Annotated in this window: 18 protein-coding genes and 1 tRNA gene; 7 read left to right on the top strand and 12 right to left on the bottom strand. The window is 54.3% G+C overall.

Annotation, left to right across the window (positions count from 1 at the left end):
* Positions 1-103: 103 nt before the first annotated feature.
* The 8 genes from ACYVHB_RS28200 to ACYVHB_RS28165 form a co-directional block, all read right to left on the bottom strand.
* Positions 104-556, bottom strand: a complete 453-nt coding sequence (locus ACYVHB_RS28200; RefSeq protein ID WP_461055240.1) for an FKBP-type peptidyl-prolyl cis-trans isomerase — start codon at positions 554-556, stop codon at positions 104-106.
* Between the two features lie 60 nt (positions 557-616).
* Positions 617-1264, bottom strand: a complete 648-nt coding sequence (locus ACYVHB_RS28195) for a thioredoxin family protein (RefSeq protein WP_461055239.1) — start codon at positions 1262-1264, stop codon at positions 617-619.
* A 91-nt stretch (positions 1265-1355) separates the two neighbouring features.
* On the bottom strand, positions 1356-2876 hold the full coding sequence (locus ACYVHB_RS28190; protein WP_461055238.1) for a right-handed parallel beta-helix repeat-containing protein: 1521 nt from the start codon (positions 2874-2876) through the stop codon (positions 1356-1358).
* Positions 2877-2892: 16 nt separating this feature from the next.
* The gene (locus tag ACYVHB_RS28185) at positions 2893-3636 is read right to left on the bottom strand and encodes a hypothetical protein (RefSeq protein ID WP_461055237.1); all 744 of its coding nucleotides are present in this window, start codon (positions 3634-3636) and stop codon (positions 2893-2895) included.
* Between the two features lie 29 nt (positions 3637-3665).
* Positions 3666-4148 carry a hypothetical protein gene (locus tag ACYVHB_RS28180; protein ID WP_461055236.1) on the bottom strand — a complete coding sequence of 161 codons (483 nt, stop codon included), beginning with the start codon at positions 4146-4148 and terminating at the stop codon, positions 3666-3668.
* Between the two features lie 28 nt (positions 4149-4176).
* Complete coding sequence (locus ACYVHB_RS28175) at positions 4177-4791, bottom strand: cupin domain-containing protein (RefSeq protein WP_461055235.1); 615 nt, start codon at positions 4789-4791, stop codon at positions 4177-4179.
* Positions 4792-4845: 54 nt separating this feature from the next.
* On the bottom strand, positions 4846-5457 hold the full coding sequence (locus tag ACYVHB_RS28170) for a hypothetical protein (RefSeq protein ID WP_461055234.1): 612 nt from the start codon (positions 5455-5457) through the stop codon (positions 4846-4848).
* Positions 5458-5556: 99 nt separating this feature from the next.
* Positions 5557-6441 (bottom strand): hypothetical protein, encoded by an 885-nt coding sequence (locus ACYVHB_RS28165; protein WP_461055233.1) that lies wholly within the window; start codon positions 6439-6441, stop codon positions 5557-5559.
* Positions 6442-6608: 167 nt separating this feature from the next.
* Between ACYVHB_RS28165 and ACYVHB_RS28160 the strand changes: the two genes are divergently transcribed.
* Positions 6609-7340: a LytR/AlgR family response regulator transcription factor gene (locus ACYVHB_RS28160; protein ID WP_461055232.1), complete on the top strand. Its 732-nt coding sequence runs from the start codon at positions 6609-6611 to the stop codon at positions 7338-7340.
* 26 nt (positions 7341-7366) lie between these two features.
* The gene (locus ACYVHB_RS28155) at positions 7367-9436 is read left to right on the top strand and encodes an ATP-binding protein (RefSeq protein WP_461055231.1); all 2070 of its coding nucleotides are present in this window, start codon (positions 7367-7369) and stop codon (positions 9434-9436) included.
* A gap of 17 nt (positions 9437-9453) precedes the next feature.
* On the opposite strand, the gene proS is transcribed toward ACYVHB_RS28155, so the two are convergent.
* On the bottom strand, positions 9454-10926 hold the full coding sequence (gene proS / locus ACYVHB_RS28150) for a proline--tRNA ligase (RefSeq protein ID WP_461055230.1): 1473 nt from the start codon (positions 10924-10926) through the stop codon (positions 9454-9456).
* Positions 10927-11126: 200 nt separating this feature from the next.
* Here proS and ACYVHB_RS28145 point away from each other — a divergent pair, with 200 nt between their 5' ends.
* Positions 11127-12509: a hypothetical protein gene (locus tag ACYVHB_RS28145; RefSeq protein WP_461055229.1), complete on the top strand. Its 1383-nt coding sequence runs from the start codon at positions 11127-11129 to the stop codon at positions 12507-12509.
* A 165-nt stretch (positions 12510-12674) separates the two neighbouring features.
* Positions 12675-14252, top strand: coding sequence for a hypothetical protein (locus ACYVHB_RS28140; protein WP_461055228.1), 1578 nt, complete (start codon positions 12675-12677; stop codon positions 14250-14252).
* A gap of 69 nt (positions 14253-14321) precedes the next feature.
* Here ACYVHB_RS28140 and ACYVHB_RS28135 read toward each other — a convergent pair whose 3' ends face one another.
* The 3 genes from ACYVHB_RS28135 to ACYVHB_RS28125 form a co-directional block, all read right to left on the bottom strand.
* On the bottom strand, positions 14322-14828 hold the full coding sequence (locus ACYVHB_RS28135; protein WP_461055227.1) for a shikimate kinase: 507 nt from the start codon (positions 14826-14828) through the stop codon (positions 14322-14324).
* Between the two features lie 82 nt (positions 14829-14910).
* Positions 14911-16056: a BT_3928 family protein gene (locus ACYVHB_RS28130; protein ID WP_461055226.1), complete on the bottom strand. Its 1146-nt coding sequence runs from the start codon at positions 16054-16056 to the stop codon at positions 14911-14913.
* Between the two features lie 82 nt (positions 16057-16138).
* Positions 16139-16732 (bottom strand): DUF1599 domain-containing protein, encoded by a 594-nt coding sequence (locus ACYVHB_RS28125; protein ID WP_461055225.1) that lies wholly within the window; start codon positions 16730-16732, stop codon positions 16139-16141.
* 100 nt (positions 16733-16832) lie between these two features.
* On the opposite strand from ACYVHB_RS28125, the gene folP reads away from it, so the two are divergent.
* The 3 genes from folP to gltB all read left to right on the top strand — a co-directional run bounded on the left by folP (position 16833) and on the right by gltB (position 22823).
* Entirely contained in the window at positions 16833-17723 is an 891-nt protein-coding gene (gene folP / locus ACYVHB_RS28120; RefSeq protein ID WP_461055224.1) for a dihydropteroate synthase, read from the top strand.
* A 59-nt stretch (positions 17724-17782) separates the two neighbouring features.
* Positions 17783-17855 (top strand) — tRNA-Lys (locus ACYVHB_RS28115).
* A gap of 366 nt (positions 17856-18221) precedes the next feature.
* Positions 18222-22823, top strand: a complete 4602-nt coding sequence (gene gltB, locus ACYVHB_RS28110) for a glutamate synthase large subunit (protein ID WP_461055223.1) — start codon at positions 18222-18224, stop codon at positions 22821-22823.
* The last annotated feature ends 1 nt before the right edge of the window (position 22824 follow it).

Below are 22824 nucleotides of genomic sequence, written 5' to 3'. Positions count from 1 at the left end.
CGTAGCAGTCGTAAGTGCGGTTCCCCGTCGGCAACTGCTGGCGTCAGTCCCGGCGGGAAACCGCACTTACGACTGCTACGACTTATGACTTTTTCGACTCTTTTCAAATAATCAACCCCGATGGGGACTTGACCCCAACTAATTCAACTTCAAACACCAGGTCCTGCCCGGCCAGCGGGTGGTTGGCATCGAGCGTGACGTTGGTATCGGTCAGGTCACGAATAATGACCTGAATGGGCCGGGGGTTGCCGTCTTCGTGCATATTGAGGGTCATGCCCATTTCGAGCGGGATATCGTCGGGAATGTCGGTGCGGTTCAGCGTAAAGATCATCTCTTCGTTGGCCGGGCCATACGCGTCTTCCACTGGAATGTTTATCGTTTTTTTCTCACCCTGATTCATCCCGGCAACGCCTTCGTCGAAGCCTTTAATGACCTGACCACTACCAACGGTGAATTCTAATGGAGTGCGACCGGCCGACGAATCAAATACGGTTCCGTCGCTCAGGGTGCCGGTGTAGTGCACCTGAACGGTGTCGCCGGATTTTGCTTGTGCCATAGTGCTGTTTGTTTGGTAAACGCTGTCCCAAAAATACCGGAACTTCCGACAGGGACCGAACTATACAATAACTTTTGACCAACTCGCTACCAGGGTCAAAAGTTCACGCTGCATAGCCAGCGTCCGGTCGTCGTTATACCAGCGCTGTGCTCGTTCTACAGCCTCAGCCAACGACAGTTTTTCGGTGCGCCAATCGTTCATCAGCGTTTGCAAACCAGCCGGGCGTGGTCCCCACGTGCCAAGCTCCCGTAGCGCCGGGCCGTCCCCGTCGCTCGTTCGCAGACAAATTAGTTTGGGAATAGATCGGCCGCCATTGGTCAGGTAAGCGTTCATCAGGTCGGGGTGCTGGTCGCGCAACAAAAACCGGAGGTTGATGTTTGGCGATTCCTGTGCGATGCGGTGCAGCACAGGAACAATTTGGGCCGCGTCGCCACACCACGACTCGGTCAGCACGAGCCACGTCCACGGCTCCGTCACCTGCGCCATTACCGACTGCAACTCAGGCGTGAGAACTACCTGCTTGTTCAGGCGACTCATCCGGGACAGGTTCAGTTTAACGTACCCCAGAATTTCGGGCGTGTTGTAGTGCGCGTCATCAGTTGTGCTCAAGCCCTGCGCAAAGCGGTCGACGGATAACTGACTGTATTGCTCGTAGGTAAGCGCCGACGCGATGAGGCCAGGTGTAATGAGGGGGGATGCGGTTGTCATAAATTCGGGTTGTATGCCGGTGAGCTAACAACCAGGCCGAGCCGTTTTGTTCAGCCGCCTACTGACCAAACCAGATGAGGTCCGCGTTGGGTTACTTCAATCCCGTACCAATCACACTGGCCAATGGGGGCACCGGCAAGGCCGTTCCGCCTGCTTCATCGGCCCCGATGTCGGGCTTGCCGGAGCGGGTACCGCCGTCGTAATCTATCGTGATAATACTGGTTGACTGGCCAGCTTTCAGGCAGGGGCTGTCGGCCTGCAGGTGATAGTGCCCGTTGAGTTTTGGGTCGCCTTCGGTGCTGTGCGCGTCGAAGCCGGTGGCCGCTTTCCATTGGGCAAAAGTGAGGTTGCTGGCTTGCCGGTTTTCGTAGATGGCAGCTTTACCAGAGCGGTAGTAGCAGTTATAATCAATCTGGCTGGTTCCCGTCAGCGATTCGGCTTTGTCATCATCGTTGTAGCGGATGCGGATCATGGGCCGGTCACCAGCCTGCGCCTGCACGAAAATGTTGTTCAGCACCACTACGTCGCGGCAGGGCGGGGTGCGCAACGCCCCGTTTGGGCTTACGTAGGTTTCGCCCCGGCTGACGTACAGCGCACCGTAGGTATCGTTCGCCACGTTGACGAACGTATTATTAACCACCTGCGGACGAACGGCCGCGAACAGCCCTACCCCGCCCCATTTGGCCCCCACGATGATGTTGTTACGGATGATGATGTCGACGCTTTCGGTGTAGTCGCGGTTGTCTTTGTCAAACCACTCTTCGTCGGTGTCGGTGTTGCCCGCCGTAACGCCCATATCGCCACAATTGACAATCAGGTTGTTTTCGATGAGACAGTTTTTGGCCCCGCCTTTGGCGTAGAGACCCGTGGTGGCAATGTCGTGAATGTAGCAGTTGCGCACCACCATACCAGAGCCGTTCACGTTGTCGATGCCCTCGGCGTTCTGGGCCGTTACATTGGCCGGTCCTACCCCCGAATGGTGAATCTCGCAGTTCAGCACCTTGATGTTCTGGCATCCCGGTACAATCTTGATGCAGTCGCGGCCGGTGTCGTGAATGCGGCAATTGCGGATAATCAGATCGCTGACGCTGCGCCGGACGGGTTCGCTGTTCTCCCAGTTGTTTTCGAGTTTAATGCCGTAGTAATACCCGCCCACGATTTCCAGATTCTCGATCAGTCCGCCCACGATGGTCGGTTCGCGGTACCAAAGCACCGATGCGATGTCTTCCACGTTTGTAACGGCTTTGATTACGGCCCACTCACCCGGATACGACCGGAGCGTGAGGTTACAGGTCAGGATTCTGATTTCGCGGCTCTCGTGCGTACCGGCCCGCAGTTCGACGGCATCGCCCGGTTTGGCCGAATCAACCGCTTTCTGAACCGTTTTCAGCGGTTTATCGAGTGTACCGTCGTTGTTATCGCTGCCGTTGAGGGCCACGTACCACGTTCGGGGCGTGGGGTTGGGTTCGGTACAGGCAAAGCCCGACGGGACCGACGTATTGTCTCCGGGTGTTGGATCGTCAGGGGCCGGGTCGTTGGTGGCTTTTTGGCATTGCGCGAACGCAAGCAGGAGCAGCCCGCCAAACATCAGTAGACGCAGGGGTTTCATCATGACCTATGGGTTGAGCTTATTTCACGCTATAGTCTTCGCTGTCATTAATGCGGAGTGTGGTCTGCTCCTGACCCGGTCGCCAGTACCAGGTGTTCACCCGAAGCGTCTTTTCGTTAATGAACACGCCAAAGAAACGGCACCGGTAACCCGGGCCTATCCCATCAAGTGGTGCTTCGTCGGCCATAACAACCGGACTGTTCATGGTATACGCAGCGTGTCCGTATACCTTATTGGCGTTTCTAGGCCAATACCAGGTCACCTTCCCCGCGCTGGTTTCATCGAACATGAATGCAAAGTTTTCCAGCCGACCGAGCCAATAGGTTTTAGGCAGCTTCGCGCCGATGTTCTGCACGAAAGGCAACTCGATTTTTCGTAAGGGCTGGAGAATGACCCAGGTCGAGTGATTCAGGTTATCGGGTCTTGCCAATTCACTGGTTCCCAGCAACGTAAATGCCGTTTGGATGCCGTTGGCCCTAAAGGTTATGGTTACCCTATCGTTCGCTTCGTTGAGGTTCCAGGTGCCGTCGTACGAACCACTCATGTCCTGCCAGACAAAATCACCGTCTTTTTTGAACTGGATGGTAAAAACACGGAAAGTCGCCTGATCCTTATAGGCAAACTCCCCATACCATTGCGTATTGCTGATGGGGTCAGTAGGTGCAGGTGCAGGGTCGTCTTTGGCCGCCTGTTTGAGGCATGAAAGGCTCAACATCAGAAACAGCGGGATGAGGACTGTTCGGAGAAAAAAGTAGTGTTTCATAGTGGTTGGCGATAAAAAATGACTGATTATTAAGGATTCCGCTCCATCGTCCATTGGATTTGCGTTGCGTCCGTATCGCCAATCGTGGGGTTTCCTTTTACCACCCAGCGGACAAAGTTATCGATTGAGATATCGAGGTATCCTTCCATTTTGTTTCCATAAATGGACGCTACATCCGGGTTTTCGATATACATGGTTAGCGTTCCCGTTCCCTTACTCTGGCTTTGCAACAGAAACGACCAGCGGCCAATCGCTGAACAGGTGCCAAACGAACAGCTTTCCAGCTTTCCATCGGCATAAAATTTAAAGCCTAAAGCCCCCTTTTTCAGTTTGAGCGTTATTTTGTCGCTCGGCGTAAACGTTAAAGTCTGCGCCACTTCCCAGAGGCCGCCCACCAATAACTTGATGTCGTTACCGGGCTGTGGATCGTCGGCGTTTTTGCTGCTGCAACCCGCTCCCGAGTTGCCGAACAGAACAGCCGCTAACAGGCTGTAGACGAGTAATTTTTTCATAGTTTTAAGTAATTGGAAGGGTGAATAATCAGGCGTCCAGGCCGTACTTGTCGATGAGCGGCTGGCGTTTTTCCGGGAAGCTCACCATGCCGAATTTTTGGCGAAGGTCTTTGTACATGGCCTGTACTTCCGGCGAATTCATGGCCAGTCCACGGGTTTTGGCTGCTTCAGGAATGGTATGAATCGCCGTTTCTAAATACTCCTCGAAGGGCTGCTGAAAATAGCAGTCGATGCCCACGGCGGGTTTGTCGGTGGCATTCCAAAAGGTGTGCACAATGCCACGCGGACGCAGATGCCAGCCGCCTGCCGCTACCTGGTATTCCGTGTCGCCAACCAGTACGGTAATGGTGCCTTCTACCACGTACATCAGCTCGTCAAGTTCTTTGTGCAGATGCGGAGCCGGACCCATTTTTTTGGGTGCAACGGCAAACTCAACGCAGGAGAACTGCCCGTTGGTCTGGGTCTGCCGAACGCGGGTTCGGGTGTTCAGCCCGAACGGGCCGGGTTGCAGCGGCTCAACGGGCGGCAGGTAAAATGGTTTCAGCGGGTCACCGGCGTTTGGCTGGGCCGACAGCGTGGGTAAACCGATGCCGGAAAGCAAGCCAATGGCGGCTGTGGCAGATAGAAAATGACGGCGTTCCATGAGCAAAAGTGATAGTTGTAGGGTGGTGTAATTCGTTGGTTATGCGTACCGTATTTATGGTTTTGCCCGCGAAAAGCGAACGGTTACTTTTTTGTCGTAGCGCGGGTCGACACTGTCGGACATATGCGAACCGGTGGCGGTGGTGTACGTAAAGGCGAGCGTCAGGGTTAGCTTGTCATCCTGCCACTGGCCGCTTTCAAGCTGACCGAGACCGAAGTTTTTGCGTAGCTGTTGCTGCTCGTCGGGGACGATGAAGTGAACCGAGCTGATCTGATGCCAGTCGTCTTCACCAACCGCGCCATATAGTTCATACTTCTCTTTCCCGCGTTTGCTGGTCACAGTAGCGAAACCGTCGAACCGTCTTTTATCGGTTCGGGAATCCAACCCACTCCGACGCCGGGAACGTCGACCCGCTTTTTTGGCCCGCTCTTCGTCCGTCACGGGTTCTGCGATCTCGAGCCGGATGGTTTTCGCTACGCCATCGGGGTCCCGAAATTCACCCTGCCAGGTGCCTACGAGCAGTTTGGCGTTCTCGTCGCGGCTGTACGCCCAGGGCCGATTTTTCAGGTCGGCGTAGTAGCTGTAGGCGTACTTGCACTCGTACACGCCCCAGCTAAGGCCCGCCAAGCCCAACAGAATCAGCAGTAGTCTTGTGCCTTTTGTCATAAGAATCAGGGGAACGCGGATTGCTATGATTTTTATGATTTAAAATGATTTTTATCAGCGTTAATCATAAAAATCATAATGATCTGCGGTCCGTTTTAATCACCTCCCCGCATTATAAATGGCCATCAAAAATGCCTTGCTGATGCGATTGGCGGCTTGCTCGCACAAATGACCCTGACCTTCGGGCGCGTCGATGCCCTGTCCTTTGCTGGAGCAAGCGACCGTCGAGCGGTATTTGTCGCAGATCGTCCAGACGGTGCCGAGTTTGCAGGCTCCGTTGTCAGATTCGATTTCCTGTAAATCGAAGACTACATCCTGTGCCTTAAAGATGTCACGCATCCACTGGCCTACCTTTAGTTTGGCCGCGTTGCCGTCGTCTTTGGTGACGATGTAAATGAGGGGTGGAGTGATGTGGATGAAGCGTTTGATACCAGCCGCCCGCAGGTCGTCGACCATCTGTTTATAGGCCGTTTTAACGGTTTCGACGTTGCTGTCCGTGATGTCGGCGTACCCAAATTTGAAGATGGCAATCTGGAGCTTATCCCTTTGCTGAAGGGCTTCGCGTTTGAAAGCGGCCATCTTTTTCTCCGGCTCCCCATTCGAGATGTTGGCCCCGTTGTTGATGGAGTTCCAGTCAGTCCCGTTCGGACCATCGTAGAGCGTATTGCCGTCGTAAAACTCAAACTTAAACCCGTTATTCTGCGAGCCGTCTTCCAGGTCGCCCCCCACCGACGCGTGAACGAACAGACTGTTCCAGCCCTTCACACGTCCTTTTTCGGTCGCCGTCAGGTTATCCCAGACACTGATGCCGCTGATGCCCACCACACCGGGTTGCCCATTACCGAGGGTCGCGCTGCCACCGCGAGTTGGGTCGGTGGGATTTGACGGATTAGTCGGGGCGGCCGGGTTAGGGTCGTTGGCCGCCGGAACGTCGGCCGGGCTGGTGCAACCCGCCAGCAGGATTAGAAACAGGAGCTTTTTCATGAGTTAAAATCAATGACGGGTTGAAATTGCCCGGATTGATCGGCGCTCACAATACGGCCTCGACCAACGACCGTTTGAATCGACAAACAACCGGTCACTTTGAGCAACCGGTTAATTTATAATCAAAAAAGCGCCTATATTTGAGTAACTGACTGTTTGCTAAGGCAATGCCCCACAATACCCATTCCTGCGTTATTGTCGATGATAACGAGATTGACCGGCTGACCGCTTTGGCGCACGCCCGGCAGTACCCGCTGCTCGACATTATCGGGGTGTTTGCGTCGGCCACCGAAGCCTTACCCGTCGTGCAAAACCAGCCGGTCGACGTGCTGTTACTCGACGTCGATATGCCCGGCCTGAGCGGGCTGGACCTGCGGGCGAGTCTGATGCAGGTGCCGGTTTGCGTATTTATTACGGCTTACCCGGACTATGCGGCCGAAAGTTTTGCGGTCGACGCCTTCGATTACATCGTGAAACCCATCCGGGCCGAGCGATTCAGTCACGTGATGGCCCGCATTCAGGCGTTTTTCGACCTGACCCGAAAGGCGCAGTTGTTCGACCTGAGTTTGGGGGTCGATACGGTGTTTATCAAGGATGGTCACCAGCAGATTAAGGTAAACCTGTACGAAATTGTGTATCTGGAGGGGCTTAAAGACTATACGCGTATCGTGACGGCCACTCAGCAGTACACGGTGCTGTCATCCATCGGCAATCTGGTACAGGAAGTAGCGTTTCAGTCGTTTCTGCGTATTCACCGCAGCTACGCCGTACAGCGGCACTATATTGATCGGATTGACGCCCAGCAGGTTCACGCCCAGCAGTTTACGTTACCGATTGGCCGGAGTTACCGGGCGGCACTGAATGGGATTAACCCGCAGCAGACCAACCGATTTGCCTGATTACGTCGACAAAGCCATTTGAGCCAATGCGTACTTTTCTAATCCTGCTTTTTCTGTTGCTGACCGCCCCGGTACTGGCGCAGAAGCAGGGGCGTGTGCTTATCGACTCGTTAGTGGCCGAACTGCCTAAAGCCGCCAACGACACCGTGAAAGGGCGGCTGTACCGGGTTATTGCCGATGAATATTTTTTTGTTAGCGTCGATCAGGCGCTGCATTACAGCCGGTTAGGGTTGCAGCACACTACCCGCATGAACTGGCAACGGGGCATTGGGGTGTTCAATAGTTACCTGGGCCGGGCCTACAGCGATAAAGGCAACTACGACTCCTGCCGACACTATCTTCTAAAAGCGATTGCGATCTACAAAACACTGGGCGACACCTGGAATCTGTCCAGCACCACCAATAACCTCGGGGTGGCCGAACACAATATCCGCTCTAATTACCCAGCCGCTACGCGCTACTATTTTGAAGGATTAAAATACGCCGAGGCCAACCGCGATAACTACCTAATTGGCATCGGCCTCGACAATGTTTCGGAGATTTATCGGATTCAGAAAAACTACCCCAAAGCCCTGCAATTTGGTCGGCGGTCGCTGGTCCTGCGGCAGCAACAACGCAACCCCGACATCAACGCTCGGCGCGAACTGGCTGGTTCACTAAGTAGTATGGCGGCCCTGTACACGCTAATGGAAGATTGGCCCAAAGCCCGGCAATATGGGTTGCGGGCTTTAGTTGAACATCAGAAAGTGGGCAACCAGGAAGGTCTGGCCAAAACTTACGGCAACCTGGCCATTGCCATGCAGAGCGATTACCGCCGAAAAATCGACTACGCGCTGAGGGCCAAACAACGCTGGGACAGCTATAATCCGCGAAACCTTAATGCCGTCAGCAACTTAGCGAACCTCGGCGTGGCCTATTTCGATCTGGTGCGCCACCCCAGCCCCAGTACGGCTACTATCCAGCCCACCGACCGGACCGCCCGACTGCAATTGGCCAAGCGATATCTGACCGACGCCATCCGGCTCAGTAGCGACAAGGGTGAGGTGGGCGATCTGGCTCATTTTCGGGGAAATCTGGCCGAATTACAGGCACTAACGGGTAACTATAAGGGCGCTTACGAGAACTTTCGGGCGTATCAGGCCGTGCAGGATTCACTGTATTCGCAGGAGGCCAAGAACAAGATTGCCGGGCTGGAAGGAAAGCGCGAAATTGAACTCCGCGATAAACAACTCGAAATCAACCGGCTGGCTATTGCCGGGCAGCAACGCCAGCAATTAGCTCTGCTGGTGGGCGTCGGGCTGTTGCTGGTGATTGGGGGGCTACTGTACTGGCAAAGCCGCACCCGTAAACTGACCAATACGACCCTACTCCACCTGAATCAGGAACTCGATGAGGCCAATCAGGTAAAGACCCGGTTCTTCGCCATTCTGAGCCACGATTTGCGCGGCCCCGTTGCTAACCTGATTAATTTTCTGCACCTCCAGCGCACAAGTCCCGACCTGCTGCCCCCCGATCAGGTAGCCCGCCATCAGCAAACCGTTACCGAAGCCGCCGAGGGCCTGCTCGATACGATGGAGTCGATGCTGCTCTGGAGTAAGGGGCAGATGCAGCAATTTAAACCCGACGTAAAAGTCATTCCCGTCGAAACGCTGTTCAATTACCAGCAACGGCTTTTCGCCAACGTACCCAACGTGCGGTTCAGTTTCGACGCCCCCGACGGATTGCAGGTAGCCACCGATGAGGACTACCTCCGCACCATTATGCAAAACCTGACCAGCAACGCCATCAACGCCCTGAAAAACAAGCCCGGCCGCATCGGCGGTGATGCGGCCGGTTCGCCGGAGCGATTCCGACCGGCCCACATTCAGTGGCAGGCTCGGTCCGAAAACGGGCGGGTAGTGCTGACCATCCGTGATAATGGCCCCGGTATGTCGGAGGATCAACTGAGCGCTTTGTACACCAACGACGCGGCTATCAGCGGCAAAAGCGGGCTGGGACTGCACCTCATCCGCGATTTAGCCCGCGCCATCGCCTGCCAGATCAGTGTCCGGTCAGAGCAGGGAACCGGTACCGAATTTCGGCTGGCGTTGGCGTGAAAACCGACAAACGCCCGTTAATAAGCCCGCGCAAACACGACCCGGCCTTTGGACGGTTTGCCAGAGTAGATGCAAACGCCGTCTTCGGCTTCCTGATCCAACGGAATGCACCGGATGGTGGCTTTGGTGGCTTCTTTGATGGCGTCTTCGGTTTCGGACGTGCCGTCCCAGTGTGCCACCAGGAAACCGCCCTTTTCGAGCTGCTCCTCAAACTCCTGCAACGTATCGACCCGGAACGTGTTGGCCTGACGGAACGCGTACGCCTTGTCATAAATAGCCTGCTGAATGTCGTCTAACAGCGTTCTGATGCGCTCAGTAAGCCCGTCGAATGGTACCGTTTCTTTGGTTTTAAGGTCGCGCCGGGCAATTTCGACAGTGCCGTTTTCCAGGTCGCGTCCGCCCATCGCCAGACGAATTGGAACGCCCCGCAGTTCGTACTCGGCAAATTTCCAGCCGGGCTTGTTAGCGTCGGAATCGTCGTACTTGACTGAGACGCCCGCCTTTTTCAATTCCTGAACCAGCGGTTTGATTTTAGTCGAAATGGCTTCCAACTGCTCATCGGTCCGATAGATGGGCACAATTACCACTTGGATGGGCGCCAGTTTTGGGGGCAGCACCAGCCCATCGTCGTCGGAGTGGGCCATGATGAGCGCCCCCATCAGACGCGTCGACGATCCCCACGACGTTCCCCAAACGTACTCCAACGTGTTCTGCTTGTTCAGAAACTGCACGTCGAAGGCCTTCGCGAAGTTCTGACCCAGAAAATGCGACGTACCCGCCTGTAGCGCCTTGCCATCCTGCATCATGGCTTCGATGCACAGCGTATCAACGGCCCCGGCGAAGCGCTCATTGGCGGTTTTTGTGCCCCGGATAACGGGCATCGCCATCCATTCTTCAGCAAATCGGGCGTAGATGTCCAGCATCTGACGCGTTTCAAACTGGGCTTCGGCTTCAGTGGCGTGGGCCGTGTGCCCTTCCTGCCACAGAAACTCGGTCGTGCGCAGAAAAATCCGGGTGCGCATTTCCCACCGCACCACATTGGCCCACTGGTTGATGAGCAGTGGCAGATCGCGATAGGACTGAATCCAGTTTTTGTAGGTACTCCAAATCACGGTTTCGGACGTGGGCCGAACAATGAGTTCTTCTTCGAGTTTGGCGTCGGGGTCAACAATAACGCCCGACCCGTCTTCGGCGTTTTTGAGCCGGTAGTGCGTCACCACAGCGCACTCTTTGGCAAACCCCTCGACGTGGGAGGCTTCTTTACTCAGAAACGATTTGGGAATGAACAGCGGGAAATAAGCATTCTGGTGATCGGTTTCCTTAAACATATCGTCTAAGGCCCGCTGCATTTTTTCCCAGATTGCAAACCCGTACGGCTTAATGACCATGCAGCCGCGCACGGGAGAGTTCTCAGCCAGATCGGCCCGTTTCACTAATTCGTTATACCACTCAGAGTAGTTTTCACTACGGGACGGAATTGCTTTTGCCATGTTGGGTGTGACCGATAATGGAGTGCGTCCAAAATCTTTTTCTAACTGAATTAAACCATTCGATTCTAATCAGAATCTAATAAGTGAAAAGTTGCAAAGATAGGTTTTTATCCTATTTTTGTAATCAAACAACCCGGTCTCGTGTTTATGTATATGAGACGGTGCATGTCACAGCTTTTACGATAAATCCCCTTTGCTAAATGAAAACGCAACAGTCATACCGCTACCTGACACTGGCCGCGCTGATGGGTCTCTGGAGTTGTTCTTCCAGCCGTCAGACCGCCCAGAATGTCGGTGAAATGGACGATTTGTACGCGAACTCGACCAATGCGGCCGTGTACGCGAGCACGTCGTCGGATGTGTCTACGGTAGCGCAGCGGCCCAGCCGTCAGCAACAACGCGAGGAGCGTCTACAGCGGTTGTCCCGCAACGACAATCCGGAGTACTCCGACGAGCAGCAGGGCTACAATGCCAACTCCGATGAGTACTATACGGAGCTGAGCGCCCGCAAACTCAACCGGGGTCTGTCGCCCGATCCGGGCTGGAACGATCAGGCTGACTACAATTCCGGCTTCGTTAATGGCTACAATGCTGCCAGCACGTCGGCTTATAGCTGGAATCGCTGGGGTTTCAACAACACCGGTTTCTACAGCGGTCTGGGCCTTGGCTTAGGACTGGGTGGCTTTGGCGGCTGGGGCGGTGGCTTCAATCGCTTCGGTGGCGGATTCTATGATCCGTTCTACTCACCTTTCTACGGCAACTCATTTGCCTACGGTGGTTTTGGTGGGTACGGCGGTTATGGAAACGGGTTTTATGACTCGTTCTACAACCCTTACTACGGTGGTGGATTTGGTGGCTACAACTCGTTCTACGGCGGTGGCTTTGGCGGTTGGGGCGGTGGCTATGGCCGACCAGTAATCGTTAACAATGTTATCGTGAGAGGTGCCGATCCGTACCGCAACCGGAACTACTCGCCGAGTAATGCCCGCTCGGCAGGGCGTTATGCATCTGATTTCGACAACTCGGCCCGCACCTACAACCCGAACGGTGGCGGTCGGCGTGGCAGCAGCAACCCGGCTTCTGCAAGCAACGGCACATACAGCAATAACCGGGGCAACAACAGCGGTTACTATTCCCGTCCCGGCAACAGTAGTCGCGGTAGCTACTATTATGATAATGGTACCAGCAGCAACGGTCGGTCGGCTAATACGAACCCCGGTTCATCCGTAAATTCAACACCAACTGTTAACAGCAATAGCGACTATTATGCTCGTCCCCGGCAAAGTTCACGCGGTAGCTACACGCCTTCAGAAAGCAGCAGTGGTGGCAGAAGCAGCTATAGCCAACCGTCTCCGTCCTACCAAAGTCAGAGCCGGGGTAGTTACAGCCAGCCATCGCAGAGCAGCAGTCAACCGTCGTATCAAAGCCAAAGCCGGAGCAGCTACAGTCAGCCATCGCAGAGTTATAGTGCGCCCGCAGCCAGTGCGCCTTCGCCCAGCTACAGTAGCGGCAGCAGCAGCTCGTCAGGTAGTTCATCGGGCGGTAGCCGCTCAAGTGGCGGTAGCTCCCGTGGCCCACGATAGACAGTATTCGATTAACAATTAATAAAAAATCCCCGCTGATACTGACAATTAGCGGGGATTTTCGTTTTTACTAAACGAAAGACCACTCCGGCCATTAAACGTTTTATCGGTTCGTTATTCTAACCAATGGTTACAGGTCTGTACTCTTCGATTTATCTGGAAATCATGAAAAAATTGTTCACGTGCGCAGCAACGTTAGCGTTGCTCTCCCACATAGGCTACGCGCAGGGACCGGCCGCTGATTATGCTGACGACGCTTTCCGGTTCTCTGATTTCACACAAAGTGGCACTGCCCGTTTTCGTGGTCTTGGCGGCAATCATTCGGCACTCGGAGGAGACGCCAGCAACCTGTTCGGCAATCCGGCTGGGTTAGGTTTTTATAACCGTTCCGAACTGAGTTTCAGCCCATCGCTTAATCTGGCCAATAACCAGAGCACATTTTTAGGGGCGCAAACAACCGGCAATCAGGGTAAGGTTAGTATTGGTCAGTTTGGAGCCATATTAGCGGGAAGAAACGACAACGGTACCCGACGCTGGCGCCGGACGGCGTTGGGTATTACCTATTCGCAATCGGTAAACTTCCACGATTATATTGACGCACGCGGCCGGAATCTCAATCCCAACTCCTCAATCGCGCAAACGTATGTCAATGCGGCAAACGATGAAGCCTACAGCGAAACTGATTTGGATAACGACTACGATCCATCGACAAATCAGGTTTCGTTCAGGGAAGCAGCCGCCTATCGGTTGTTTCTAATCAATCCGACCGACATACCGGCGCAAAACTATTCGGGGCCACCGTACACCCGCTTCGACGCGAATACGCCTAAAGAGCAGCGGGCGACTATCAGCCGGTCGGGTGCTCATTCGCAATGGTCGCTGGCCTACGCGGGTAATTTAGATGATAAGTTGTATGTGGGTGCGTCGGTTGCACTGACGCGGTTACGCTACTCTTCGGAATTCATATTTACCGAAACGCCCATCGGCGGCCGGACATTTGCAAATTATGGTCAAACCAACCGATTTGATGTGTCGGGTAGTGGATTTAACGCGACGTTGGGTCTGATTTACAGACTCAACAGTCAGTTACAAGTGGGTGCAACCGTTGTTTCACCGTCCGTTGGTAGTGTTAGAGAAACGTTTAGTCAGCGACTATCCGCCGTTGCTAATGACCCGGCGCTGCAATTGCAAACCAATAGCATCGATGTTGTCACCCCTTTTGACAATTTCGAGTATACGCTGCAAACTCCATTGCGGGCATCCGGTGGGTTGACCTACTTTATTGGGGGTGGTAAAATCGGATTTGTAACGGCTACGGCAGAATACGTAGGTTACTCGGGTATGCGGGTCCGGACGTCCTATTTCGACACCCAACTGGATAACACCGATTTTAGAAACGATGTGCAGGGGGCGGTTAAGGAAACGTACCAGAACGTACTGAATGTGCGCGGTGGTGCTGAATTTCGGCTGGGCCTGCTTCGACTCCGGGGTGGTGTTGCTTACCTACCCAGTGCTTACAAACTTGATCTGGACCGGGTAGCGCGGGCAGACCGGGACAAAGTGCTGATTTCGGGTGGCTTAGGCGTTCGTAACGAGCGTTTCTTTGCGGACCTGTCCGGTTCCTATATAACGACTAAATCAGGATTTTCTCCCTACCAGCTTCCTACCGACGTGGACACGCCCACCGTTTTAACCAGTAATCGCAATGCGAATGCAACGTTATCCATCGGCGTGTTCTTTTAAGCAATGAAAGAGGAGGGCGTCAACTTTGCCAAAGCTTCAGAGCTTTGGCAAAGTTGACGCCCTCCTCTTTTACAACCACTCCCCCACCTGCCTGAGGATCTCCTCTTCGTCCGGTTCTCCCGGAATGCAAATGTTGGCCTGGGTATAGAATGACAGGCGAGTCTCGTAGCGCTCCTGTAGACTGCGGAGCAAATCAGGATTGTCAGGGCTATACAACGGACGGTCATGCTGGGCGTGAGCAACCATCCGACTGTGAAGCACCGCCACCGGCACATCCAGGAAGACAGAGACGCCCGTAGCGTTGATGTAGCTCATGTTATCGTGAAAGCAGGGCATGCCGCCACCGGTGGAGACTACTAAGCTGCTACCGGGCCGGATTGTCCGCAGCACCCGCCGTTCGGCTTCCCGAAAATAAGCCTCACCCGCCTGCGTGAAGATGTCGGCAATTGACCGGCCCTCCTGGCGAACGATGAGCCGGTCGGTATCTATGAACCGGTAGTGGAGCGCATCGGCAATGCGCTTACCCAGCGTACTCTTGCCGGAAGAAGGCATACCGATGAGGAAGATGTTTTTCATGCAATAAAGAGCGAAAGAGCGAATGAGTGAAAGAGCGAAAACGCCAGATGGTTTTCGCTCTTTCACTCATTCGCTCTTTCGCTCATTTTACTTTTTCAAGTACCTCTGCCGCGTCCGGCGTGGTGTTGTAGTGCCACTTACCGCGCACAACGCCGTCTTTCAGGAGCCACGTACCGGGATTCGACCGCATGATGGTTTTTAGTACGGTTGCGTCTACCTTATAATGCTTGAGCGGCAATTGGTACTGCGCCCGAAACGCGTCGATTTCCTCGTCGCTGACCGAAGTCAGCATATACGTTTCGATGGAAGAACCCTTCAACTTCCCGACTAAGGAACGAATGGCGGGAATACTGCCCGCATCGATGTCTTTGGTGTTCTTTACGACAACAAAAAGTTTATTACCCACAAACGTCTGTTGGGTAAAGTCGCCCTCCAGATTGTCGTTCCAAACGCGATAGTCAGTGATTTTTGGCTTGGCGCTTTCGTTAATCAGCACCATTTCTTTAAACTTATACGTGGTATCGGTTGGATACTGCTCAAAGGATTTTGTGTTCCCGTTTTTCTCCATGATGTATTTGTAACGCAGCGGCTCCGACGGTTTCATCTGCGCCGGAATACTCTTGCCAACAGCATAGGGCAGCAAATCGAGCGGAGGAAGAAATTCAATAGCGTAAATACCCAGCCCCAGCGTGAACACCGTTACCAACCCAACGAACCAGCCGTTGTTGCGGGGGGTGATGCGGTTACGATGACCGATAATGAACAGAATCAGTACGGTTAGCACAACGTCTTTACCGAACGACGTCCAAGGCTTGAGTTTGATGGCGTCACCAAAACAGCCACAGTCCGTTACGCGGTCAAAGTAAGCCGAATAGAACGTCAGAAACGTGAAGAATACGATCAGAAAGAACAGCAGCCAAACTGTGACCTTAGGTTTGTAAGAAACCATCAGCGCCACGCCGAGGATAATTTCAGCCGCGCAGAACAGCACCGACATCGTCAGTGTGAGCGGCACTAAGGCCATGAAGAAATCATGCAGGAACGGCAGATCCTGGGCGAAAACTTCAAAATATTCTTCAAACTTAATCTGCGTCCCAACGGGATCGTTGAGCTTGATGAGGCCGGAGAAAACAAAGACAGTACCCACCAGAAAGCGGGCAATCCGGGCCGCCCAGAGCATGGGTGGCGTTCCGGTTTTTAGTTTAGGTGGTGTTGCAGTTATGTTCATCGTACTTTTTGACAGGATTAGAGGATTAACGGGATAATAACGGACAGCAGTAACAGGCTGTCAATCCGCAACGGCGGCCCGGCTATAATCCTGTCGGAGATAAATTCATCTTGATCAAACAAAAAACGGCGTAGTTAATCATATCCATATAATTGGCCTCAACACCTTCCGAAACCAAGGTGTTTCCCCGGTTATCCTCAATCTGCTTGGTACGCATCAGTTTCATCAGAATAATGTCGGTCATCGAACTCACACGCATGTCGCGCCAGGCCTCGCCGTAGTCGTGGTTCTTGGCAAACAGCAACTCAATAACCCGGCCAATCTGTTCGTCGTAGAGCTGTTCGAGTTCATTAGCCGGAATGTCAATGCGTTGCGGTCGGAAGGCCCGCTCCGGCGTACCGGCATCCACGTCGTTACGTTCGTGGGCTAATTCCATCTGAATCAGGGCCATAACGCAGTAGTTGATGATCCCGACGAACTCCGGCTCGACACCTTCGCCCACTTTGCTCACGCCCGTTTCCTGCAACGTTCGGATGCGCTGGGCTTTAATAAAAATCTGATCGGTGATGCTGGGCAAGCGCAGAATTCGCCAGGCGGTGCCGTAGTCTTTATTCTTTTTGAGGAACAAGTCCTTGCAGCGCTGAACAATCTGCCGATATTCGGTTTCGGTATTCACAGAGATTAAGTCAAGTCAGTTGGTCAGTCGGCGAGTTAGTCAGTTCAACGCGCGTCAGCACTCAGTAACTGACCGACTGGCTAACTAACCAGCTATTTTAATGTCGAAAGTTACGAAAAAAATGCTGGGCGGCATCTCGCTGGGCGGCACTCCGCTTCGGCGGCACACCCTGAACTGCCGGGGGCGGCTGGTTGACCTGACCGTGCCCGCCGTGATGGGCATTTTGAACGTGACGCCCGATTCGTTCTTTACCGGCAGTCGGGTAGCCACCGAAAAAGCGGTTGAAACGGCACGTAAAATGCTGGCCGACGGAGCCACGTTCTTAGACATTGGCGGCTACTCGACCCGTCCCGGCGCGGCCGACGTTAGCCCCGGCGAAGAAGCTGACCGAGTGCTTCCCGTCATCGAAGCCATCCTGAGCAGTTTTCCTGATACGCTCATTTCGATTGACACGTTTCGGTCATCGGTAGCGCGACAGGCCATTGACGCCGGAGCGAGCCTGATCAACGACGTGTCGGGCGGTACGCTTGACTCAGCTATGTTTTCCACGGTTGCCAGCCTGCCGGGCGTTCCGTACGTGTTGATGCACCTCCGGGGCACACCCCAGACCATGCAGTCGCTGGCGACCTACGGGAACGTAGTGACGGAGGTGATTGATGAATTAGCCGCTCAATTAGCTGCCTTGAGGGCATCAGGTGTCAATGATATTATTTTAGACCCCGGTTTTGGGTTTGCCAAGACACCCGCTCAAAATTTTGACTTACTGAGCAACCTCGATGCGTTGAGCCTGTTCAGCGAACCGATTTTAGTAGGAATCTCGCGCAAAGCGACCATCTGGAAAACGTTGGAAATCAGTGCCGATGAAGCGCTTAACGGCACTACCGTACTGAACACAACCGCACTCCTGAAGGGGGCGGCCATTCTGCGGGTCCACGACGTACGGGAGGCCGTCGAAGCGGTGAAATTGACGCAGAAACTAACTTTTTTTTAGGGCACTAATTGCGATTTTGGAATTGAAAACGTACTTTTGCATTCCCAAATCGGGGAAATGATCTGGTAGCTCAGCTGGTAGAGCAATACACTTTTAATGTATGGGTCCTGGGTTCGAATCCCAGCCGGATCACTAAAAATAGGAAAGCCGCTCATTTGAGCGGCTTTTTTTGGTTAAAACCCGATATATACCCTTTAGAAACATACAGAAACAAGCACATAAGTAAGCCTTATATTGACTTTCAAAGAACGATTATAATCAAACTGATAATCAACGGAAATTGCTATCTAATTCCGTAAAAAAGCACTTTTGCCAAATATTTTTTGTATTATATTGCGTGACTTTGCCATATACACTCGTCAGCCCGGCTGTTAACTTCTGATTCGATTACCCCGCCGTGGTCAGTATAAATGTGAATTTTACTAAATCAGTCGACCTTTTTTGCCATTTTAATAAAAAATGGCAAAAACATCGGCATAACCCAACACTGTTACGACCATGTCTGATCAGGTTGACCAAGTAACGCCCTCGGTAGCAAACGCGTCTACCACCGGCCTCTACCGCCCCGAATTTGAACATGACAACTGTGGCATCGGCTTCGTGGCCCATATTAAAGGCCGCAAGTCCCACCAAATCGTGTCCGACGCGCTTCAGATGCTCCGGCGTATGGAACACCGGGGGGCCGTTGGCGCTGAAGGGAATACCGGCGATGGTGCGGGTCTGCTCATCCAGATTCCGCACGAGTTCTTCCTAGACGAAACCCGCAAGTTAGGTATTCACCTGCCCTCTGCCGGAGAATACGGCGTTGGCATGGTTTACTTTCCGAAAGACGTGTGGCTACGCGAAGAATGCCGGGCCGTGCTGAACCGAAAAATGAAACGGCTGGGCCTGGAACTGCTTTGTTACCGCGTGGTGCCGGTTAACAACGGCGAACTCGGCACTGGATCGCGCTCCTGCGAACCACAAATGGAGCAGGTATTTATTAAGCGCCCGGCCGACATTACCAATACCGACGATTTTGAGCGTAAACTTTATATTCTGCGTAATTACAGCACCCGCATTATCAACGAAACGGTAGCAGACGTCGACCATTTTTACTTCTCGTCGCTCTCCTGCCGGACCATCACCTACAAGGGGCAATTGACGACGCTTCAACTCGAACCGTACTTTCCCGATCTTCAGCACGAAGACGTTGTTTCGGCCCTCGGTGTGGTGCATTCGCGGTTTTCGACCAATACGTTCCCCTCGTGGAAGCTGGCTCAGCCGTTTCGCTATATTGCCCACAACGGCGAAATTAATACCGTGCGCGGCAACGTCAACTGGATGAAAGCCGCCGAAGGCCTGCTCGAATCGGCGAACTTCACCAAGGACGAGATGGATATGCTCCTACCCATCTGCGACCCAAAACAGTCCGATTCGGCTAACCTCGACAACGCCATTGAGTTGCTCGTTATGAGCGGGCGGTCGCTGCCGCACGTGATGATGATGCTGATTCCCGAAGCCTGGGACGGCAACGAGCAGATGGACCCCGTTCGGAAAGCCTTCTACGAGTACCACGCGGCCCTGATTGAGCCGTGGGATGGCCCGGCGTCAATCTCCTTCACGGACGGCCGTATTGTGGGCGCTACCCTCGACCGGAATGGCCTGCGTCCGTCGCGGTTTTGGGTCACTAACGAAGACATCGTTATTATGGCGTCGGAGGTAGGCGTTCTGGACATCGACCCGGCAAAAGTGGTGACGAAAGGCCGGTTGCAGCCGGGCAAAATGTTCTTGGTCGACATGGAGCAGGGTCGCATTGTGGCCGATGAGGAAATTAAAGAGCAAATCAGTTTGCGCCAGCCGTATCAGACGTGGCTGAACGAAAATAAAATCAGGATTCAGGACCTCGAAGCACCAATCAGGACCTACAGCCACTACGACCCGATTAAACTGATGCGGATGCAGCAGGCGTTCGGATTCACGTCCGAAGATCTGCGGATGATTCTGGGGCCTATGGTCGAAACGGGTAAGGAAGCCCTCGGCTCGATGGGCACCGACGTGCCATTAGCCGTTTTGTCGGAGCAAAGCCAGCACCTGAGTCATTACTTCAAGCAGTTGTTCGCGCAGGTGACAAACCCGCCCATCGACTCCATTCGGGAACGGTCCATCATGTCGCTTATTTCGTTCGTCGGGGCCACGTATAACCTGCTCAGCGAATCGCCGGAACACTGTCGGCAGGTGGAACTCGACCAGCCGGTGCTGACAACGCCTGAGTTCGACAAACTGCGGTTTATTGACCGGCCAAAATTCCAGGCCAAAACGATCAACTGCCTGTTCACGGCCGACGGGCAGGGCAAATCGCTCGAACGTGCCCTTGACCGCATTTGCCGCTACGCCGAAGATGCCATTCAGGACGGGTATTCGATTTTGGTGTTGTCGGACCGCGCCATCGACTCCAGCCACGCCCCTATTCCGTCGCTGCTGTCCACGTCGGCCATTCACCACTATTTAATCCATCGCGGGTTGCGTGGTAAGGTCGGTATCGTAGTTGAAGCGGGCGACGTTTGGGAAACGCACCACGTCGCCACACTCATCGGCTATGGCGCGTCGGGCGTGAATCCGTACATGGCGTTCGAGACGATTGCCAACATGAAGGAACGCGGGCTGTTGCAGGTTGATTACGACCTTGACAAGCTCTACAAAAATTACGTCAAAGCAGTCAATGGCGAATTGCTCAAAATCTTCTCCAAGATGGGCATCTCAACGCTCCAGTCGTACCAGGGCGCAATGATTTTCGAGTGCCTGGGTCTGAACGAAACCGTTGTCAATCGTTATTTCACCGGTACCGTGTCTCGCATCGGCGGGATGGGGTTAGACGAAATTGCCTGCGAAATTAAAATCCGGCACTGCGTCGCGTTTCCCGACATGCCCGTGCTGGCACCCCGGCTCGAAGTGGGCGGTATCTACCAGTGGAAACAGCGGGGCGAAAAGCACATTTTTAACCCCGACACGATTCACCTGCTCCAACAATCGACGCAGCGGAACGATTATTCGCTGTTTAAGAAATACTCGAAGCTGATTGACAATCAGGACAAAAGTGCGATCACGTTGCGCGGTCTGCTGAAGTTCAAAAAAGGAACAGCCGTTCCAATCGATGAGGTTGAACCCGTTGAAAGCATCTTCAAACGGTTTGCCACGGGAGCCATGTCGTTCGGGTCCATTTCGTGGGAAGCGCATACTACGCTGGCCATTGCCATGAACCGCATCGGCGGCAAAAGCAACTCTGGGGAAGGCGGTGAGGATGAACTGCGCTACAAGCCCCTACCCAACGGCGACAGCATGAATTCGGGCATTAAGCAGGTGGCATCGGGCCGGTTTGGGGTCACGAGCCACTACCTGACCAACGCCCGCGAGCTGCAAATTAAGATGGCACAGGGAGCCAAGCCCGGCGAAGGAGGCCAACTACCCGGCTTCAAAGTGGATGACTGGATCGGTCGGACGCGGCACAGCACACCGGGCGTCGGGCTGATTTCGCCCCCACCCCACCACGACATTTATTCGATTGAAGATCTTGCCCAACTCATCTCCGACCTCAAAAACGCCAACCGCGACGCCCGCATCAGCGTCAAGTTAGTGTCGGAAGCGGGCGTTGGAACCATTGCCGCCGGGGTTGCCAAAGCCCACGCCGACCATATCCTGATTTCGGGCCACGACGGCGGCACAGGAGCCTCTCCCCTGTCGAGCATCCGCCACGCGGGTTTGCCGTGGGAACTGGGGCTGGCCGAAGCGCACCAAACGCTGGTTCGGAACAAGCTGCGGGGGCGCGTAACGGTGCAGGCCGATGGACAGATGCGCACCGGCCGGGACTTAGCCATTGCGGCCCTGCTCGGTGCCGAAGAGTTCGGCGTGGCCACGGCCGCGTTGGTGGCTGCGGGCTGCATTATGATGCGCAAGTGTCACCTGAATACCTGCCCGGTGGGCGTGGCCACGCAGAACAAGGAACTCCGCGCCCTGTTTACCGGTAAGCCGGAGCACGTCGTGAGTATGTTCACGTTCCTGGCGATGGAACTGCGCGAGATCATGGCCGAACTGGGTTTCCGAACCATCAATGAGATGGTTGGTCAGGCGCAGATGCTCGAACTCCGCCCCGACCTGCCGCACTGGAAATACAAAAACATTAACCTCGACGCCCTGCTCTACAAACACCCGACGAACCTCGACGTGGCCCTCTACAAGCAGGAAGAGCAGAATCATTACTTAGACGAGGTGCTAGACCGCAAACTAATTGAGATAGCGAAACCCGCGCTGGACTCGGCGGAGTCAGTTTATGCGGAGTTCCCGGTGCAGAACATCGACCGGAGCATTGGGACGATGTTGTCGAACGAAATCTCCAAGCTGTACGGCGGACCGGGTCTGCCCGACAGCACGATTCACATCAAGCTGCGCGGCACGGCGGGGCAGAGTTTTGGGGCTTTCGCCACGGCGGGCATTAAACTCGAACTCGAAGGCGACGCCAACGATTACTTCGGCAAGGGTCTGTGTGGGGCGCAGTTGATCGTGTACCCGGACCGGGCGGCCCAGTTCAAGCCGGAAGAGAACAGCATTGTCGGCAACGTGTCGTTCTACGGTGCTACGTCGGGCGAAGCCTTCATTCGGGGCATGGCGGGCGAGCGGTTTGGCGTTCGCAACTCCGGCGCGAAGGTTGTGGTTGAGGGCGTGGGCGATCATGGTCTGGAATACATGACCGGTGGCTTAGCGATCATCCTGGGGCAGACAGGCCGCAATTTCGCAGCCGGAATGTCGGGCGGGGTGGCGTACGTGTACGATCAGGATGGCACATTTGCGGCCAAGGTGAACGGGGAAATGGTGAGCTTAGAAGAACTGAACGACGAAGACCACGGCATCGTGCGCGAGTACATCGAGAAGCACTTTGAGTATACCACCAGTAACGTGGCGCTGGCCCTGATGCAGGACTGGAACCGGCAGATCAGCCGGTTTGTGAAGGTGATGCCGGGCGATTTCCGCAAAGCATTAGCCGGGCGGGGCATCGCACTCGCCGATCATATCCGCGACAAAAACGCCGTTTATCAGGATATTACGGTGGATGTGACGCCGGGGTGAA

It is taken from the genome of Spirosoma arcticum, assembly GCF_054779955.1.
The sequence above is the reverse complement of the archived record's forward strand: the minus strand, read 5'-3'. Positions and strand labels throughout refer to the sequence as shown.

What these genes read in the sequence shown, in the direction of transcription:
- ACYVHB_RS28180 (WP_461055236.1), bottom strand. Translation starts at nt 4,148, where the DNA reads ATGAAAAAATTACTCGTCTACAGCCTGTTAGCGGCTGTTCTGTTCGGC.
- ACYVHB_RS28160 (WP_461055232.1), top strand. Translation starts at nt 6,609, where the DNA reads ATGCCCCACAATACCCATTCCTGCGTTATTGTCGATGATAACGAGATT.
- ACYVHB_RS28175 (WP_461055235.1), bottom strand. Translation starts at nt 4,791, where the DNA reads ATGGAACGCCGTCATTTTCTATCTGCCACAGCCGCCATTGGCTTGCTT.
- folP (WP_461055224.1), top strand. Translation starts at nt 16,833, where the DNA reads ATGTCGAAAGTTACGAAAAAAATGCTGGGCGGCATCTCGCTGGGCGGC.
- proS (WP_461055230.1), bottom strand. Translation starts at nt 10,926, where the DNA reads ATGGCAAAAGCAATTCCGTCCCGTAGTGAAAACTACTCTGAGTGGTAT.
- ACYVHB_RS28190 (WP_461055238.1), bottom strand. Translation starts at nt 2,876, where the DNA reads ATGATGAAACCCCTGCGTCTACTGATGTTTGGCGGGCTGCTCCTGCTT.
- ACYVHB_RS28200 (WP_461055240.1), bottom strand. Translation starts at nt 556, where the DNA reads ATGGCACAAGCAAAATCCGGCGACACCGTTCAGGTGCACTACACCGGC.
- ACYVHB_RS28195 (WP_461055239.1), bottom strand. Translation starts at nt 1,264, where the DNA reads ATGACAACCGCATCCCCCCTCATTACACCTGGCCTCATCGCGTCGGCG.
- ACYVHB_RS28165 (WP_461055233.1), bottom strand. Translation starts at nt 6,441, where the DNA reads ATGAAAAAGCTCCTGTTTCTAATCCTGCTGGCGGGTTGCACCAGCCCG.
- gltB (WP_461055223.1), top strand. Translation starts at nt 18,222, where the DNA reads ATGTCTGATCAGGTTGACCAAGTAACGCCCTCGGTAGCAAACGCGTCT.
- ACYVHB_RS28170 (WP_461055234.1), bottom strand. Translation starts at nt 5,457, where the DNA reads ATGACAAAAGGCACAAGACTACTGCTGATTCTGTTGGGCTTGGCGGGC.
- ACYVHB_RS28155 (WP_461055231.1), top strand. Translation starts at nt 7,367, where the DNA reads ATGCGTACTTTTCTAATCCTGCTTTTTCTGTTGCTGACCGCCCCGGTA.
- ACYVHB_RS28140 (WP_461055228.1), top strand. Translation starts at nt 12,675, where the DNA reads ATGAAAAAATTGTTCACGTGCGCAGCAACGTTAGCGTTGCTCTCCCAC.
- ACYVHB_RS28135 (WP_461055227.1), bottom strand. Translation starts at nt 14,828, where the DNA reads ATGAAAAACATCTTCCTCATCGGTATGCCTTCTTCCGGCAAGAGTACG.
- ACYVHB_RS28130 (WP_461055226.1), bottom strand. Translation starts at nt 16,056, where the DNA reads ATGAACATAACTGCAACACCACCTAAACTAAAAACCGGAACGCCACCC.
- ACYVHB_RS28185 (WP_461055237.1), bottom strand. Translation starts at nt 3,636, where the DNA reads ATGAAACACTACTTTTTTCTCCGAACAGTCCTCATCCCGCTGTTTCTG.
- ACYVHB_RS28145 (WP_461055229.1), top strand. Translation starts at nt 11,127, where the DNA reads ATGAAAACGCAACAGTCATACCGCTACCTGACACTGGCCGCGCTGATG.